At 38.4% G+C, this 17,840-nt stretch carries 17 protein-coding genes; 9 read left to right on the forward strand and 8 right to left on the reverse strand.

The features are described 5' to 3' along the window. Positions 1–106: 106 nt before the first annotated feature. Complete coding sequence (locus CORI_RS05495) at positions 107–550, reverse strand: GatB/YqeY domain-containing protein (RefSeq protein ID WP_173031141.1); 444 nt, start codon at positions 548–550, stop codon at positions 107–109. An 83-nt stretch (positions 551–633) separates the two neighbouring features. On the opposite strand from CORI_RS05495, the gene CORI_RS05500 reads away from it, so the two are divergent. The 6 genes from CORI_RS05500 to CORI_RS05525 all read left to right on the forward strand — a co-directional run bounded on the left by CORI_RS05500 (position 634) and on the right by CORI_RS05525 (position 6,415). Continuing rightward, the gene (locus tag CORI_RS05500; protein WP_173031142.1) at positions 634–1,407 is read left to right on the forward strand and encodes a pyridoxine 5'-phosphate synthase; all 774 of its coding nucleotides are present in this window, start codon (positions 634–636) and stop codon (positions 1,405–1,407) included. Then, positions 1,395–2,321, forward strand: a complete 927-nt coding sequence (gene pdxA, locus CORI_RS05505; RefSeq protein WP_173031143.1) for a 4-hydroxythreonine-4-phosphate dehydrogenase — start codon at positions 1,395–1,397, stop codon at positions 2,319–2,321. The genes CORI_RS05500 and pdxA overlap by 13 nt, the downstream gene beginning before the upstream one ends. A 109-nt stretch (positions 2,322–2,430) precedes the next feature. Beyond that, positions 2,431–3,972: an inorganic phosphate transporter gene (locus CORI_RS05510; RefSeq protein WP_169940720.1), complete on the forward strand. Its 1,542-nt coding sequence runs from the start codon at positions 2,431–2,433 to the stop codon at positions 3,970–3,972. A 370-nt stretch (positions 3,973–4,342) separates the two neighbouring features. After that, positions 4,343–4,594: a hypothetical protein gene (locus tag CORI_RS05515; RefSeq protein ID WP_170000770.1), complete on the forward strand. Its 252-nt coding sequence runs from the start codon at positions 4,343–4,345 to the stop codon at positions 4,592–4,594. Further along, complete coding sequence (locus CORI_RS05520; RefSeq protein WP_173031144.1) at positions 4,594–5,256, forward strand: response regulator transcription factor; 663 nt, start codon at positions 4,594–4,596, stop codon at positions 5,254–5,256. Before CORI_RS05515 ends, CORI_RS05520 begins: the two co-directional genes overlap by 1 nt. Further along, positions 5,249–6,415, forward strand: coding sequence for a HAMP domain-containing sensor histidine kinase (locus CORI_RS05525; protein WP_173031145.1), 1,167 nt, complete (start codon positions 5,249–5,251; stop codon positions 6,413–6,415). The genes CORI_RS05520 and CORI_RS05525 overlap by 8 nt, the downstream gene beginning before the upstream one ends. Here CORI_RS05525 and CORI_RS05530 read toward each other — a convergent pair. The 7 genes from CORI_RS05530 to CORI_RS05560 form a co-directional block, all read right to left on the reverse strand. After that, positions 6,412–7,026 (reverse strand): tetratricopeptide repeat protein, encoded by a 615-nt coding sequence (locus tag CORI_RS05530; protein ID WP_173031146.1) that lies wholly within the window; start codon positions 7,024–7,026, stop codon positions 6,412–6,414. The two genes, CORI_RS05525 and CORI_RS05530, sit on opposite strands and share 4 nt — an antisense overlap. A 9-nt stretch (positions 7,027–7,035) precedes the next feature. Then, positions 7,036–10,056: an efflux RND transporter permease subunit gene (locus tag CORI_RS05535; protein ID WP_173031147.1), complete on the reverse strand. Its 3,021-nt coding sequence runs from the start codon at positions 10,054–10,056 to the stop codon at positions 7,036–7,038. Next, entirely contained in the window at positions 10,057–10,800 is a 744-nt protein-coding gene (locus tag CORI_RS05540; protein ID WP_173031148.1) for an efflux RND transporter periplasmic adaptor subunit, read from the reverse strand. Further along, the gene (locus CORI_RS05545; RefSeq protein ID WP_173031149.1) at positions 10,797–12,080 is read right to left on the reverse strand and encodes a TolC family protein; all 1,284 of its coding nucleotides are present in this window, start codon (positions 12,078–12,080) and stop codon (positions 10,797–10,799) included. Before CORI_RS05545 ends, CORI_RS05540 begins: the two co-directional genes overlap by 4 nt. Positions 12,081–12,188: 108 nt before the next feature. Beyond that, a complete protein-coding gene (gene fliP, locus CORI_RS05550; RefSeq protein WP_173031150.1) occupies positions 12,189–12,923 on the reverse strand; it encodes a flagellar type III secretion system pore protein FliP in 735 nt (244 codons plus the stop codon). A 9-nt stretch (positions 12,924–12,932) separates the two neighbouring features. Continuing rightward, a complete protein-coding gene (locus tag CORI_RS05555) occupies positions 12,933–13,709 on the reverse strand; it encodes a flagellar motor protein MotB (protein WP_173031151.1) in 777 nt (258 codons plus the stop codon). Between the two features lie 8 nt (positions 13,710–13,717). Beyond that, complete coding sequence (locus CORI_RS05560) at positions 13,718–14,482, reverse strand: motility protein A (protein ID WP_173031152.1); 765 nt, start codon at positions 14,480–14,482, stop codon at positions 13,718–13,720. A 208-nt stretch (positions 14,483–14,690) separates the two neighbouring features. Between CORI_RS05560 and glmU the strand changes: the two genes are divergently transcribed. The 3 genes from glmU to CORI_RS05575 are packed head-to-tail and all read left to right on the forward strand — an operon-like array spanning position 14,691 to position 17,840. Further along, entirely contained in the window at positions 14,691–15,998 is a 1,308-nt protein-coding gene (gene glmU, locus CORI_RS05565; protein WP_173031153.1) for a bifunctional UDP-N-acetylglucosamine diphosphorylase/glucosamine-1-phosphate N-acetyltransferase GlmU, read from the forward strand. Next, the gene (gene coaBC, locus CORI_RS05570; RefSeq protein ID WP_173031154.1) at positions 15,985–17,160 is read left to right on the forward strand and encodes a bifunctional phosphopantothenoylcysteine decarboxylase/phosphopantothenate--cysteine ligase CoaBC; all 1,176 of its coding nucleotides are present in this window, start codon (positions 15,985–15,987) and stop codon (positions 17,158–17,160) included. Before glmU ends, coaBC begins: the two co-directional genes overlap by 14 nt. Beyond that, complete coding sequence (locus CORI_RS05575) at positions 17,157–17,840, forward strand: hypothetical protein (protein ID WP_173031155.1); 684 nt, start codon at positions 17,157–17,159, stop codon at positions 17,838–17,840. Before coaBC ends, CORI_RS05575 begins: the two co-directional genes overlap by 4 nt.

The raw sequence follows: 17,840 nt of genomic DNA on the forward strand, positions 1-17,840 counted from the left end.
ATCAATTTCAAATTTTGAAGGCAAGATAAAGACAATTCAATAAAATTCTTTTGTTTTAAGCATAATACACGCCACAAATTTAAAAGGCAAAATAGCCTTTTAAATCTTACACAAGAAGTTTTTTAGCACACTCCCCTATTCTCTTAGCATCACAAGTTGCACCCAGTCTTTCTCTTGCCAGCCTTGATACATTTCCTATGTCTTTTACGCTTGACGCGCCAATCTCGGCGATGATATCTTTTATTTTGGTTTCTAGCTCTGTGTCATCCAGTTGCTTTGGCAGATACTCACTAATGATCTTCATCTCGTCTTCTTCAGCCTTAGCCAGATCCTCACGCGCGCATTTTGTGTATTGCTCTATAGAATCAACCCTTCTTTTTACTTGAGTTTGCAAAATTTCAAGCACTCTTTCATCGGTCATCTCGACTCTTTCATCCACTTCAACCTGTTTTATAGCCGAATTTAAAAGTCTTAGCGTATCTCTTCTAAAATTATCCTTTTGCTTCATTGCAGTTTTTATATCTTCTAAAATTTGCTCTCTGATCGTCATTTCTATCCTTTAAATTTGATTTTGAATTATAACAATTGTAAATTTAAAGCAAAATTTAATATAATCAAACAAAAAGGATAGACATGCTACTTGGCGTAAATATAGATCACATCGCGGTTTTAAGAGAGGCTCGTCGCGTAAACGACCCGGACATCCTTCAAGCTTGCTTTAGCGCCTGCATGGCAGGAGCCGATCAGATAACGATCCATCTTAGAGAAGATCGCAGACATATAAACGAAACTGACACGCAAAACATCATAACTCACTCCAAAATTCCTGTAAATTTAGAGTGTTCAATGGATAAAAGCATTATCGATCTGGTTATCAAACTAAAGCCTGCAAGAGCTACTCTGGTACCTGAAAAAAGACAAGAACTAACAACCGAAGGCGGGCTAAATTTACAAAGTCCAAATTTACAAGAAGTTATCAAAACTCTAAACAAAAACGATATCGAAGTTTCGCTTTTTATCGATCCTAAACAAGAAGATATCATGCTGGCTCACGAGCTTGGTGCACAGTGGATCGAGCTACACACGGGAGCTTATGCAAATACCTTTTTAATGCTTAATTCAAATTTATCCCACAGCAAAGACTCTATAAAAGAGCTTCAAAAGAGCAAAAAAGAGCTAAGAGAGATTTTGGAATTTGAGCTTTCAAGGATCAAGCAAAGCGCAAAAGAGGCGAAATATCTTGGGCTAAAGGTCGCAGCAGGTCACGGATTAAACTATCAAAACGTAAAATTTATAGCTGAAATACCTGAAATTTCCGAGCTAAACATCGGGCAAAGCATCATCGCAAGAAGTGTATTTGTAGGTCTTGAAACAGCTATAAAAGAGATGATAGCATGCATAAAATAGCCGTTAGCGTTGGCGATATAAACGGAGTGGGCATGGAAATCGCTCTAAAAGCGCATGAAGAAATTTGCAAATTTGCAGAGCCGATTTACTGTATAAATGAAGATTTGCTAACTAGCGCTCTTAAAATTTTAGAAGTAAGCAAGCCTGCAAATTTTAAAATTTATGAATGCGGAGAAAATTTTAAGATAAAGCCCGGCAAGATAAGTAAAAAAAGCGGAAAATTTTCTTTTGATTCGTTTGATACGGCTATAAATTTAGCCCTGTCAAAAGATGTGCAAGCCGTCGTAACTATGCCTATCAGCAAGGAGGCATGGAGTAAAGCCGGGATAAAATTCGTAGGACATACAGACTATCTTAAGCATCAATTCAAGCAAGACGCTATCATGATGATGGGATGTGAGGAACTTTTTGTGGGGCTTTATACCGATCATATCGCGTTAAAAGATGTTTTTAAAGAGATAAAAACAAAAAAGATTTATAAATTTCTTATAAATTTTTATGAAAATACGAAATTTGAGCGTATCGGAGTTTTGGGATTAAATCCGCACGCAAGCGATAACGGCGTGCTTGGAGGAAGCGAAGAAAGACGTATCAAAAAGGCTATAAATTTGGCAAATAAAGAACTTAAGAAAGAGATCTTTACAGGACCTTTGGTGCCTGACGCGGCCTTTAATCCTCGCTCGCTTAAAAATTTAAACAGACTGGTTGCAATGTATCACGACCAAGGACTTGCTCCGCTTAAGGCGCTTTATTTTGATAAAAGCATAAATGCAAGTTTAAATCTGCCGATAATTCGCACAAGCGTAGATCACGGAACGGCATTTGATATCTCATACAAGGGCATAGCCGACAGTTCAAGTTATATCGAAGCTGTTAAATTTGCCGTTAAACTTTGCAAAGAGAGAAATCTATAAAAACAGCAAATTATTTTAATGAATTTCAAATACGACTAGCCAAATTTAGCTAGTTTAAAAAATTTGTAGCTATAATAATTTTAAACAAAACTACTCATTGGAGGCATTTTTGGCTCGCGACAACCTCTTTGCATTTTGTATGTTTATGATAGCCTCTATAGGCTTTTTTATCTGGGGTTATCAGTATATCCCTTCTCACCACTTCTTGTTATTTTTGGTTGCTAGCATATTTGGTATCTTTATGGCGTTTAATATCGGCGGAAACGACGTAGCCAACTCCTTTGGCACAAGCGTAGGAGCCAAAACCGTAACCATCAAGCAAGCCCTTGTCATCGCCGCTATTTTTGAGTTAAGCGGGGCTATATTTGCAGGCGGAGAGGTTACTAAGACTATAAGAGAAGGCATTATCAAATTTCCTGAAGCGGGAATGGATCCTATGCTCTTTGTCATCATCATGATGTCAGCGCTTCTAAGTTCAGGACTTTGGCTCTTTATCGCTTCTAAAAAGGGCTTGCCGATCTCTACCACTCACTCGATAGTAGGCGGTATCGTGGGTGCTGGACTTATAATGGGTTTTACTACGATGGACGCAAAAAACGCTATAAATATGGTCTCTTGGGCAGGTATCGGCAAGATCGCCATAAGTTGGGTCATATCGCCTCTGCTTGGAGGAATTCTCTCATACATCATCTACGGTTACATAAAAACCAGAATTTTAACACCTACTAGAAAATATAACCTTGAGCTAAAAATGCTAAAAAGAGAGCGCAAAGCCTATAAAGAGCGATATTTGCGCGAGCTTAAAACAAAGCCGGTTGAAGAGCAGATCAAAATTCTAAGCAAGATCGCCATAGTTGATGAGGACGAAGAAGGTAGCGAAAAGAGCGAATACAAAACGATGATAAAATCCATGAAAGAGCGTGAAAAGAGCATAGACACAAGCCGCGCAATGAGAAAGCATATCCCTATAGTTGCTGGCTTTGGTGCTATCATCATATCGTCCATGATGCTATTTAAGGGTCTTAAGCACCTGAATTTAGGCATCGGCTTTATAGGTACTGTTTGGATCATCTGTGTTATCGGTATAGTAACATACCTTGCCACGCTTGCGATGATAAACGTCATGAGCAAAAACGACGCAGAAAAGAGCACAAATCGCATATTTTCATGGTTTCAGATCTTTACGGCTTCATCTTTTGCATTCTCGCACGGCGCAAACGACATAGCAAACGCCGTAGGACCTTTTGCCGCAATACTTGACGTGCTAAAAACAGGCAACATAAACGCCACGGCTCCGATCCCTAGTATCGCTATGATAACGTTTGGCATTTCGCTTGTGGTCGGGCTTTGGTTCTTAGGCAAAGAGGTTATCACCACTATCGGCTCAAAACTTGCCGAAATTCTACCCACTACGGGCTTTAGTGCGGAGCTTGCGGCAAGTACGGTTATCCTGCTAGCTACCAAGCTTGGTATCCCCGTATCATCAACCCACATCTTAATAGGAGCCGTTCTTGGCATAGGCATACTAAACCGCGATGCAAATTGGGCTATGGTTAAGCCTATCGTGCTTGCTTGGGTTATCACCCTACCGATAGCAGGCGGATCGGCGGCGATAATTTATATGGTGCTTAAAAGCCTGCTTGGGCTATAAAATTTCATTTTGATACTACAAATTTGAGGCAAAAGAAGCCTCAAATTTTACTTTTTGTTTCTTTGCATAATTACCCCTTAAATCAAAATTATAAAAAAATATATTTTACATATTGATTTCTGATTTTATTTTTTATAGAATTATAAAATCCATGCAAATAATTTAAGCTCTTTGATACAATTGTTATAAAAAATGATTTCGAAGAGCTTAGAAAGATAAGCAAACTAGATATGAAAATTTAAAACAAATTTGACTATTTGATCGTGACTTATAGGCTTTTATAATTAAAATTTGAGGGCACAAAATCAATTAACACTCACTTTATACTTCCTGGTTAAGATTTCAGCATAATTTATCACAAGGAGACAAAATGAAAAAGTTAGTTTTAGTTGCGCTTGGCGCTATGTTTATGGTTGGTGGTGCTATGGCGGCAGATATGAAAAAAGATGATATGATGTCTAAAGATATGCCGATGGCAAAAGAGATGAAAGATGATATGAAAATGCATAAAGACGAGATGAAAGGCGACATGAAAAAAGATATGTCTGATAAAAAAGATGATATGATGATGAAAAAAGATGAAATGAAAAAAGAGATGAAAAAACCTGAAGGCATAATGTAATGACAAGAATTTTGCTCGTAGAAGATGATGAAATTTTAAGCGAAATGATAACCGAGTATCTAAGCGAGAGAGATTATAAAATAACCGCTTGCATAGATGCTAAAACCGCTCTTGATCTAGCCTATGAGCAAAAATTCGACATCTTGATACTTGACGTTAAAATTCCTAAAGGCGATGGATTTTCGCTTCTATCGTCCTTAAGGAAGGCTGACGTAACTACGCCTGCGATATTTACGACCTCCCTAAATACTATAGAAGATCTTGAGGTGGGCTACAAAAGCGGTTGCGATGACTACCTTAAAAAACCCTATGAGCTTAAAGAGTTGCTTTTGCGTATCAAAAATTTACTTAGGCGAAATTTCTCTCATACAAACGATGACTTTATCGAGATTGCCGACGGGTTTAGATTTCACATAGATAGCAAAACAGTTCAAAAAGACGGCGAAAACGTAAATATCTCAAATAAAGAGAGTGAGCTTTTAGCGCTATTTTTACAAAACAAAAACAAGCTTCTTACAAAAGAGGTTATATATGATAAAATTTGGGGCTATGACGAAGAGCCAAGCGAGCAAAGTTTGCGCGTATATATAAGGACTTTACGCCAAATTTTAGGCAAGGACAGCATCATAAATAAACGAGGTGACGGCTACATCTATGTCTGAAAAAACCAAGATAATATCTAAAATTTTATCCCTCTATCTACTAACTAGTGCCATATTTTTGAGCTACTTTTTTACAAATGATTATAAAGCGGCAAAAGAGGCGCTTATCTCAAACGAAGTAAAAAATCTCAAAGAGATAAAAATGGGAATTTATATGAAAGCCAGCATGAACGGCATAAATTCCGCCGCTGCACTCATGCAAGAAAAGCAAGTAAGCGCATGTATCATCTCAAAAGACGGCAAGATAATCTATCAAGACACCGAATGTTTGCAAGATACCAAAAAAAACGTAGCGTTTTTAAAAGAGGGTAAAGTGGTTATATATGAAGCGCTTCAAAGCATGGAAAGCAATGGCACCGGAGAGCTCTCAACGGCAAATATATTACTTGAAGGAAGGGATATAAGAAGCGATTTAAATATCTTAAAGCTTAAAATTTTAGGAAATTTACTTCTGATACTTACAATTATCATGGTTATAGCCTACTACTTGGCAAAGCTTTCTTTGGAGCCGCTTCACGCCAAGATAAATGCGCTAAATCGCTTCATAAAAGACTCAACACACGAGATAAACACGCCTCTTAGCATAATAATGATGAGTATAGAAACAACCGATAAAAGCACGCTTAGTAGCAAAAATTTAAAACGCCTTAATAATATCGAACTGGCAGCCAGAAGCCTAAGCAATATCTACGAAGATCTTACATACCTATCCTTTAGCAAAAGCGACGCAAGCAAAAAAGAGCAGATAAATTTAAAAAATCTATTTAACGAACGGCTTGAATATTTCGCTCCGTTTTTTGCCAAACGCTCAATCAGCCCGCAAATAAATTTAAGCGAAGCGAGTATAAACGCAAACCTCTATGAGGTAAGAAGAATGATAGATAACCTCATCAGTAACGCTATAAAATATTCAAACATAGGCGGATTTGTAAGCATAAATTTAAGCAAAAACGAATTTGCTATCACAAATAGCGGCGAAGGTATCAGTAAAGAGCAGCAAAAGAAAATTTACGATCGCTACACACGCTTTAACAACGACCAAGGAGGATTTGGAATAGGACTGAATTTGGTAAAAAGAGTTTGCGAAAGCAATAATTTAAGCATAATTTGCGAAAGCCAGATCGGTCAAAACACGACTTTTAAAGTAAGCTGGAGCTAAAATTTATCCTCAAGCAAGGAGAAATTTTTACACCCTACCTCATCGCCAAGTTCGCAACCCATCTTATAATACTTCCTAGCCACATCTCTGCTACCACCCTCAACCCCTAAAGAGAAATGATGCATACCGCCTAAATTCGTACAACTCTTTGAGTGCTTAAGATCTATGCAGGCTTTTTCATACAGCTTTATGGCTCGCACGAAATTATGCCCCGTCTCGGTGCCTAGTCTATATGAATTGCCCGCGTTATAACAGCCGTATTTGCTGTTTAGCTTGCAAGCTTTTAAAAATAGCGCTATAACTTCGCTATCGTTTTCGTGTCCGTCAAATCTCTGATAAAGCGAACCTAGGTTTGAACAAGCTACTCCAAGCTCGCTTTTACAGGCTATTTTGTAACAAATTTCTGCACTTTTAAGATCGTCTGCAAGCTCAAATTCAACGCCCATATCATTGCACTCGCTTGATGTTTTATCCTTGCATATATGCTCTTGCTTGACCTCAGGTTTGCTTGAATTGCTATGTAAATTTTGATTTTTAGCTTGGTTTAAAGAGGCGCATCCACTAAATAAAACCGTGATAAAAACAAGCTGATAAAAACTCTTAAAGCTCATTTTGCATCCTTAAATTTCATCTCTTTTATAAATTTTACCGATAAACTTATCTACCTTATATGTTATGCCAAATAGCGCAGGTACCAAGAAAAGTGTAAGGATAGTCGAGCTAATAAGTCCTGAGATGATAGATATAGCCATAGGCGAGTTGCCCTCATAGCCCGCCCCTCTTGAAAGAGCAAGCGGAAGCATGGCAAATATCATCGCAAAGGTTGTCATCAGTATCGCTCTTAATCTCTTTGAGCCCGCCTTTATGATGGCCTCATTTACATTCATGCCCTCGTTTGCGTATCTGTTTGCAAAGTCCACAACCAAAATAGCGTTTTTGCCAACCATTCCAAATAGCAAAATCGCTCCGACCATCACAAAAAGACTAAACGAATTTCCGCTTAGATAAAGCCCCACGGCAACTCCGCCAAATGCAAGCGGCATAGATATCATGATGATAAAAGGCATGATAAGACTCTCATAAAGTGCGGCTAGTATCATGTATATGAGAATTACACTAAGGCTAATGGTGAATATAAACGCCTCGTTCGTATCATTCATTAGCTCTATAAAGCCCGTCATGCGGTAATCATATCCTTTAGGCAGTATGCTTGGGATTTGCTCATCAACAACTTTTTGCACGTTATCAAGCGGGATATTATCCACATTTGCTACGATTAAAATTTGACGCTGTTTGTTAAATCGCATAATCGATGAAAAGGTCTTAGTAAGCTTAAAATTTGCGACCGAATTTAGCGCGACAGATTCGCCGCCTGCACTTCTTATACGCAGCTTTTCAAGCGAAGATACATCTTTTCTATGCTCGTCATCAAACCTAAGCATTATGTCGTATTGGTCATTACCGTCATCAAAAGAGCCGAGGAAATTTTGCCCAAAAGAGCCGTAAACTACCCTTGTGATATCATATTCGCTTATGCCTAGACGCTTAGCTTTTTCTTTATTTACCGAAATTTCAAGCTGATTTATCCTATCTTCGTTGTCGCTGCTTATATCGACAACTCCGCTAACGCTCTCTAAAATTTGCCTAGCCTGAGATAAAATTTCATCAAGTTTTTCTAAACTATCGCCTGTGATAACCAGCTGCACAGGCTCGTTTGCTCCGCCTGCATCGACCATAGGAAGGGCTGAAATTTTGATATTTAGATCATCGATCTTAAGCTTCTTTCTATACTCTTCCATGATCTGAGGCTGCCTATCTCTTCGCTCTTTTATATCTTTTAATTTAGCGTAAATTTTAGCCTTAAAAGCATCTTTCGCGTCAGTATATCCAACAAGCATATAGGCATAATCCACACGCGGGTCTTTATTTAGCTCATCAAGCACGACCGAGGACTTTTCACTCATAGCAACAAGTGAAATTCCGGGCTGGGCTTTAATGAAAATTTCAAATTCGCCATTATCCTCAATAGGCATAAAATCCATGCCGACTTTCATGGCAAGACTCATACAAAGCGCAAGCAATGCAAGGCTTAAAACAACAAATAGAGTTTTAAATTTTAAAATAATCGCCAAAAGCCACGCATAGCCGTTTTCAAGAGCAACGAAAAAAGGTTCGGTAAGATGAAAAAATTTGCCCTCTTGCGCGTTTAAAAACCTAGCCCCAAGGCTTGGTATAAGCATAATGGATACAAAAAACGACACCACTATACCGCCCGCTACGCTCATGGCAAAGGAGTTAAAGTATCTGCCCACAATGCCTTCCATGAACGCAATAGGCACAAATACGCAAAGCAAAACGGCACTTATGGAAAGTACGCTAAATGTTATCTCGCCCACTCCCGCAAAACTTGCTTTTAAAGGATTTGTCTCGCCCTCTTGCATCTTTTTTGAGATATTTTCTATAACAACTATCGCGTCATCGATAAAAATTCCGATCCCAAGCGTAAGTGCTATCAAAGTGAGGCGATTTAGGTCAAACCCAAGCATATCGATAATAAAAAACGTCCCGATAATGCTCGTAGGTATGGAAAGTGCAGAGATAACGGTAGAGCTAAAATTCCTAAGAAAGAAAAATACTATAAAGATGGTTAAAACAACCCCAAGCACCATATCAAATCCAACCTGCCTGATGTGCTTTGTGATGTTTTCACTGTTATCAAAGGCGATCTTTAGCTCATACTCGCTGCCCACGATCTGCCTTAGCTCATCTATCTTAGCTTTTACGTTTTCTATCGTAGCTAGAGCATTTACTCCGCTTATCTTTAAAAGCTCAAGCATGACGCCTTGCTTGCCGTTCATCACGGCGATACTATCGGTATCTTGCTTATCAAGCTCTATGCGCGCGACATCTTTTAAAAATATCCCGCTTGCAAGCCTAAGCTCTTTAAGCTCATCTATGCTGCTTGCGTCAAAATTGCTCTTTAAAAAGAGTTCGGAATTTTCGTTTTCAAGCTTGCCTAAAGGGGCTTTTAAGTTTTGAGTCTTGATCAAATTTACGACATCGTTTGCATTCAAACCGAATTTATCAAGCTTAAAAGGATCAAGGTAAATTTTCACCTGAGGCTGCAAAAATCCCGTATCATCAACCTTACCTATCCCGTCAATGCGCTGCAAAAATGGCTTTACCTTCTCATCTACAAGCTTCATAAGAGCGACTTCATCGCCACTATTTGAGCTTATAAATATGTTTAAAATTCTATCGCCCGTTCCTTTGATCTTTTCTATCTCGCTTCTACCGTCAACGCCCGCCTTACTTACCTTATCGCGCACATCATCGGCAGCCACGTTGATATCTTTTTCAAGGTCAAACTGTATAAGCACCACACTTAGATTGTTGTAGCTGTATGAGTGAATTTTATCTATGCCGTCAATAGTAGAGATCTCATCTTCTATCTTTTTAGTGACTTTTGACTCGATTAAATTCATATCTCCACCCGAGTAAGTAGTGATCTTAATGAGCGGAATTTCAATTTCGGGAAAGAGATTTACGGGCATTCTTTGTAGCGACATGACGCCAAAAACGACAAGGGACATAAATATCATCAGCGTCGTTATGGGTCTATTTATGGCAAATCTATACATCTATTTCACCGTTATATATCCCTCGCCAAAAAGCCCCGGCATAAGACCTTGCGCATAAACTTCAGCGTAAATTTTACGTGTTTTCGTATCTATTTTAGGATGAATTAAAGCTATAGCGCCTACTATTTCTTCGTTTGAGCCGTCAAGCTTATACCTAAACTCGCTTCCTACTTTTACTACATCTTTAAATTTTTCATCATAGCTGATCACAAGCTTAACTTCAGGATATGAAAATATACCAATGAGCCTTTGAGCTACTCCGCCTACACCTTCGCCTACTTCGATGCTCTTTTTGGATATTGTGCCGTCAAAAGGCGCTTTAAGAAGTTTGTTTTCAAGCATTTCGTTTGCGTTTTTGATAGCGATTTTTGCCTTTTGCACCGCTAAACTAGCTCGCCTAAACTCAAATTCCGCATCCTCGTAAGCCTGAGCAGAAGTTACGCTTTTTACTTTTTTAAAGCGTTCCAATATGTCTTTAGCGTGCTTAAGAGCCAAATTTGCAAGCTCTAAATCATTTTTAGCCGCTTCAAGCGCGATTTTTTCACTCTCGTTTTCAAGCTCAACTAAGACATCGCCCTTTTTTACCATATCAGAAACATCTACATTTACCTTTTTAACTATACCAAAGCTCTTTATGGCAAGCTCTGCGCTGTGTTTAGCCACTACGTCAAAATTTGCATAAATTTGCTCTTGCGCAGATAGTATCAGGCAAAGAGTGGTTAAAATTCCTAAAATTCTATTCATCGCTCTACTACTCGCTTTAAAATTTCCTCGCCGTTTTCATACAAAAACTCGGCCTTTTTTATCTCGTATTCATCTTTGCTCAGCTCAAGCCCGCTTTGGGCTTCAAATTTAGCCGTTAATGCCTGCAAAAACTCCACATATCCGCTAAGTCCCGCTTCATATTTTTTAAAAACCGCCTCATAAGAGCTATCGGCGGCTTTTAGCGCCAGCTCATGGGCATTAATTTTTTCTTTTAAGATATTTAATTCGTTTTTTAAATTTTGCAAATTTATCCTATTTTCAAGCCTCTTTTGTTCCAAATTCAAAGCGGCTTGATTTGACGCTATTTGTTTAATCTGCTTCTCTTTGCTGGTCGCTTCAAAATCAAAAATTTTCCAAGAGAAACCAATGGTTATCTCGTTTGTCCTGTGTCTTTTCTTAAAAATCGTATCAAGATACGGCGTTATAGCCTGAAACCTAGGATCAAGCGAAGAGAAGTCGTTGTCAAAGTCGTTTCGGTAAACGGAGTAAGTGTCTTTAATGAAAATTTGCGGAAGCGTGGCTGAGCCTGCGATCTTTATATCCTCACGGCTTGCCTTAAATTCTTCTTCAAGGACTTTAAGAGCCGTTTTGTTTGAACCCTGCGCCAAATTTGGCTCATCTATCCTGGAGCCGCTTGAAGGGGTTAAAATTTCATTTGTAAGCAGATTTATCTTGCTGTTTATCTCATCTTGCTTTTGCTTATAGCTTAGCGCTTCAACCTTTGCAGCGTGAAATTTAGCCTTGATCGCTTCAAACTCATCAATCGCCGCAAGTCCGGCGGAGTAAAATTTCTCAAGTCTATCAAGGGCGTTTTTAAGGTAGTTTATCTGAGCCTCTTTTGCTTTTATGATCTCATTTAGCGCAATGAAGTTAAAGTAAAGCCTGCAAATATCAAGAGCAAGAGAGTTTTTAAAATCCTCATTTTTTAAAATTTCACTTCCGTGCAGGTGCTTAAGCGCGGCTAAGCTCGCCTCTCTTTTGCCTCCGTCATATAACAAAAACTCGATACTTGCTAAAATTTGCAAGCTTTGCTTTGGAGTTAGTATGCTAGGATCTAGCAAATGATAATTATATCCGCCTTTTAAGTTTAAATTTGGCATATAAGAGCTGCGAATGCTTTCGTGCTTAAGCTGTGATTTTTGAGGCTGCATGCTTGAAATTTGAGCCAAATTTGAGCTGTGAGCTAAATTTATGATCTCGCTTAGACTGCTTGCGTTTAGACTTAAACCAAGAGCAAGCGCCAGACAAGCCTTTTTCATTCTAAATCCATAAGGCTTAGTAGATGTCTGCTAAAAAGATAAAATAGATTAAATTCATACTTAAATGCCATCTTTGCCATCCTTTATTCAAATTTTAGCACTAAATATCTAATGAAAACTCCGCACCAAATTCATAACAAGCAGATTCCAGCCATCTACAAGCACGAAGATAAGCAGCTTAAAAGGTAGAGAAATCATAGTAGGAGGAAGCATCATCATACCCATACTCATAAGCACGGAGCTTACAACCATATCTATAACCAAAAACGGCAGATATATCAAAAACGCTATCTCAAAAGCGGTCTTTAGCTCGCTTATCATAAATGCACTCATGGTTATAGTTAGCGGAATTTCTTCGATATTTTGCGGATTTGGCAAATTTCTTATGCGGAAAAACAGAGCCAAATCCTTTTCTCTGGTATTTTTTATCATAAATTCTTTAAACGGCTTAACTCCCTCTTCAAACGCAACCTGATAGCTTATCTTCTCATCCAGATAGGGCTTAACGGCTACGTCATAAGACTGCTTCACCACAGGCTCCATGATAAAAAACGTAAGAACCATAGCAAGTGAGATAAGCACGGTAGATGGGGGCATCTGCTGAGTTCCCATAGCTTGGCGTAAAAATGAAAATACGATGATAAGCCTTAAAAAGCTTGTCATCATAAAGACAAGCGAAGGCGCAAGGGTTAGTATCGTTAAGACGATTAATACGTTTAGCGAGGTTACAAGTTGTTGTGGCGTATCGGGTGCCGTTAGGGTTAAATTTACGGTCGGGATAGTTAAGTTGTCATCCGCAAAAACAGCCAAAGCAAAAAATAGCAAAAATAGAAGTTTTTTCACTTACGCTTCCTACTTGCCCTGCATATCAAGTATGCTTTGTTGCGTTTTTGCCCTGTCTCCTTTATCTTGCGAGATGAAGTGAATTTCTACGCGACGATTTTTCTCCCTGCCCTGCTCGGTGGAATTTGAAGCAAAGGGCTCAAATTCGGCCTTTGCCGAGGCCATAAGCTTTTTAGGGCTTACGCCGTCTTTGATAAGCTCATCTACGACGCTTATAGCACGGGCTGAAGAGAGCTCCCAGTTGTTTTTGTATATGCTATCGCTATTTGGAAGCTCGTTATCCGTGTGTCCTACTACGTTTGCTACGATATCACCCGGAAGCTTATCTATAACCATAGCGATGCGCTTTAAAAACAAAATAGCATCATCGTTACTTAAAACCGCACTTCCCTTGCTAAAGAGCAAGCTTGCAGGAAGTCTTATGATAAAGCCGCTTTCACTCTCATCAAGCGTAACTTCAGGCGAGCCGCTGGCGTGTAAGAGCTCGTTTATGGATTTTACGGTCTGGTCGAAATTTAGCTGAACATCGGTTCGTTCTTTATTTCTTGTGGCGTGAGAGTCTTGATTTTGTTCAGGGCTTACATCAGGCTTTGCACCTCCTTCAAGCACGCTTAAAGCCCCTGCAAGCGATCCTACCGCCGCTTCAAGTTTTTTAGCATCCATCGTACTCATTGATAATAAAAGCACGAAAAAACAGAGCAAAAGAGACATCAAATCGCCAAAAGCAGCAAGCCAACTTGGCAGACATTTAGGACAATCGGCGGGATCGATTAATTTCTTAGCCATTTTTAGCCTTAGTTAAACTGACTTACTCGCTCTTTAGGCGGCAAGAAAGAAAGAAGCTTCATCTCAAGCGTACGAGGATTATCGCCCGCTTGGATAGCCATAATACCTTCGATTATAATCGTTTTTGCAAGACTTTCGTCTTTATCTCGGATACCTAAGATATTTGCAACGGGCGCTCCAAGGATATTTCCTATCATCGCTCCATAAAGTGTAGTAATGAGGGCTACCGCCATAGAAGGACCGATAGCGGAAGGATCAGACATATTTAAAAGCATAGCGACAAGTCCGATGAGAGTTCCTATCATACCCATCGAGCCTGCAAAACCTGCGATCTGGTCAAAAATTTTGATATTATCGGTGTGTCTTGAGCTGGTTTGCTCCATATCTATTTCAAGCAAAGCTCTTATATCATCAGGCTCATTTCCGTCAACCGCCATAGATAGACCCTTCTTAAGAAATTCGTCAGTTTCGTTATTTGCGTCGGTCTCAAGAGCCAAAATTCCGTCTCTACGAGCTTTTGTGGAGTATTCAACCATCCTTTTAACTATCTCTTGAAGATTAAATGTCTTAGGTTTTATGGCGATTCCATAAAAAGTAAACAGCTTTTTCATCTGCTCCATCTTAAAGCCGACCATCAAGCATCCGATAGTTCCGCCAAAAACGATCATCACGGAAGGAATGTCGATATAAGGTCCGATACCAACGCCGATAGCCATCGCACCAAACAATAAAACCATAATCAAAATCCAACCGACAACGGTTCCTAAATCCATCTCAAACTCTCTTTAAAGCTTAAATTTTAAAATTTTCTTATTATTGTAGTTATTTTTACTTGAAAAGCAGTTAAATTTTGATTAACTTATAAAAATTTACGATAGTTACTTTAATAGAATTAGATAAAAAATCAATTATCATAATAGTTAATCAACTATTTAGCAAGCGTAAGATAAAATTTAGCAAATTTTAATTCAAGGAAAAAATATGAGCGACATCGGCGTAGTCATCCTTGCTGCAGGACTTGGCACTAGAATGAAATCAACAAAACCAAAAGTGATTTTTGAGATTTGCGGCGAACCGATGATAATACATATTTTAAGAAAAGCTTACGAGATAAGCGATGATGTTAGCGTTGTTTTAAGCTATCAAAAAGAGATGGTTGAAGCTAAAATCAAAGAAATTTTTCCTAAAACCAAAATTTACGAGCAGGATTTAAAACTTTCCCCAGGTACCGCAGGCGCACTTAAAAACGTAAATTTAAATAGCGAAAAAACAATAATCTTATGTGGAGATATGCCGCTAATTAAAACAAATGATATCATTAGACTAAACGCGGCTAGTGCCGATATAGCAGTAAGCGTGTTTGAAGCCAAAGATCCGCAAGGATATGGTCGAGTCATCGTAAATAACTGCATGGTTGAAGCGATAGTAGAGCAAAAAGACGCAAGCGAAACGCAAAGGATGATAAAAAGCGTAAATGCGGGATGCTATACCTTTAAAACCGAAGTTTTAAAGCAAATTTTACCGCTTATAAAAAATCAAAATGCACAAAACGAATACTACTTAACAGATGCCGTTAAAATAGCAAACGAACTGAATTTCAAATGCTCGGCAGTAACGGTAGATGAGCAAAATTTCATGGGAATAAACGACAAATTTCAGCTAAGCGTAGCCGAAAAAATAATGCAAGAAGAGATAAAACAAAACTGGATGAAACAGGGAGTATTGATGCGCCTGGCAGACTCTATTTATATAGACAGCAGAGCGAAATTTGAAGGCGAATGCGAACTACAAGAAAACGTAAGCATAATTGGCGCATGCGAGATAAAAGACTCGGTCATCAAAAGCTCAAGTGTAGTAGAAGATAGTATAATAGAAAGCTCGAGCATAGGACCTCTTGGCAGAATTCGCCCAAAAAGCGTTATTAAAAACTCTCACATAGGAAATTTCGTAGAGGTAAAAGCCTCAAATCTAAACAAAGTAAAAGCGGGTCATCTAAGCTATCTTGGCGATGCGCAGATAGATGAAGGCACAAACATAGGATGTGGAACTATCACTTGCAACTACGACGGAAAATCAAAACACAAAACCATAATCGGCAAAAATGTCTTTATAGGCTCAGACACTCAGCTCATAGCCCCCGTAACGATAGGAGATGACGTACTGATAGCCGCAGGAAGCACCGTCACCTCAGACGTACCAAGCGGCTCGCTTGCGATAAGCAGGAGCAAACAAGTAAATAAAAGCGGATTTTTCTATAAATTTTTCGGTGAAAAAGATGCTCAAAAATAAAAAAATCCTACTTGCGGTCTGCGGAAGTATCGCATTTTATAAGGCTTATGAAATTTTATCTATGCTTAAAAAAGAAGGCGCTGATGTATATGTTATGCTTAGCGATGGAGCTTTGAAATTTTGCTCCGCGCTTGGATTTGAAGCGCTTAGCGAACATCAAATTTTAACAAGTGCGAGCGAAAATTGGCAAGCGGGGCTTAACCATATAGCCTATGCAAAAATGGATCTCATCTTAATAGCACCGGCCTCGGTAAATACGATAAATAAGCTTGCAAACGGCATTTGTGATAATGTATTTATGCAAACTCTCATCGCATCTACCGCACCGATCTTAATAGCTCCGGCTGCTAACGATAAGATGATTAATCATTTTTCAACTCAAAAAAGCTTTGAGTTTTTAAGACAAAGCGGTGTTAAATTTATAGATCCTGTCTATAAAATGCTAGCTTGTAAAGATATGGGGAAAGGCGCGTTAGCCGATAATCAAACTATAATTTACGAAATTAAAAAGGCTCTTAGCAAGGCTAAATTTAGCGGTCAAAAAGTCGTTATATCAGGCGGAGCCACAAGCGAAAATATAGATGAAGTAAGAACCATAACAAACCTATCAAGCGGAAAGATGGCAAGAGCTTTGGCTGATGCGTTTTACTACGTAGGTGCGGATGTAACGCTGATTGCAAGCTTTGAATGCGAAAATACGCCTTATAAAACGCTTAAATTTAAAAGCTCAAACGAGCTAAAAAACACCCTTGAAGATGAGCTAAAGGATGCAAATTTGCTTGTTATGGCGGCAGCGGTGAGTGATTACATACCCGAAATATCTGCAAAAGGAAAGCTTAAAAAAGAGGATTTAGGTGAAATTTGGCAGCTAAATTTAAAACAAAATATCGATATATTAGCCTCCTTGGATAAATTTAAAAATGTAAAAAAAGTAGGCTTCAAAATGGAAACGGAGGCAAAAACCGCTAAAAGCAAAGCAAAACAGATGCTTTTAGATAAAAAGCTTGATGCGGTTTGCCTAAATCTGCTTGATCAAAACGTAAAATTCGGCTCAGATGTTAGCGAAGTAACTTTTATAACTAAAAAAAGCGAGCAAATAATACCGCTTGACAGCAAACAAAATATAGCTCTTAGTATCGTAAATTTGGCAAGCGAGCTATGATACAAACCATTTCTAAAATACAAAAAATAGCTAGCGGAAATCAAAGCGGAGTGGTTTTAAACGCATCTTTGCCTATAAGCATAAAAGTGCTTGAAAAAATAGGTTACAACCGCTACAACTTAAAATTTAAAAATAAAACACTCAGCACAAAAAGCATGAAACAGCTTAAAATAGGCAAGGAATACTGGGGCGAGATAGGTGCGGGAAGCGAAAATATCATAATACAAAATTTATACGAAAAACCAAATTTCAGCCCTTTGCACACTCTTGAAAACGGACTTGAGCTATTGGAAAAAATAATAAATGAGCCTAATTTAAAATGGTTTTATGATTATATTTTTTTAAAACTAGCAGAAGAAAGCAACAAAGAAAAATTTGAAATTTATACGGATATACTTTTTGCTCTTCAAAAAGACATCATTCATATTCCTTTTGCTTACGGAGAAAATTTAGGGATTTTTCAAATAAAAAAAGAGCTAAAAACAAGTAGCGTTTATCTTGTTTTTGGAAATTTCGCTCCGCTAATTTTTGAATTTAAAAATTCTCAAATTTCATCAATCACCACGCCTTTTAATAAAGTCGCAAAACTTCTTAATGAAAAATTTGAGTGCGAGATACGACTAGGTAGCGTAAGTGAAATTTATACGCCAAATGGCAAAATAATTGATTTTAAGGGATAA

The organism is Campylobacter sp. CCUG 57310 (genome assembly GCF_013201975.1).
GTDB classification, from domain to species: domain Bacteria; phylum Campylobacterota; class Campylobacteria; order Campylobacterales; family Campylobacteraceae; genus Campylobacter_A; species Campylobacter_A canis.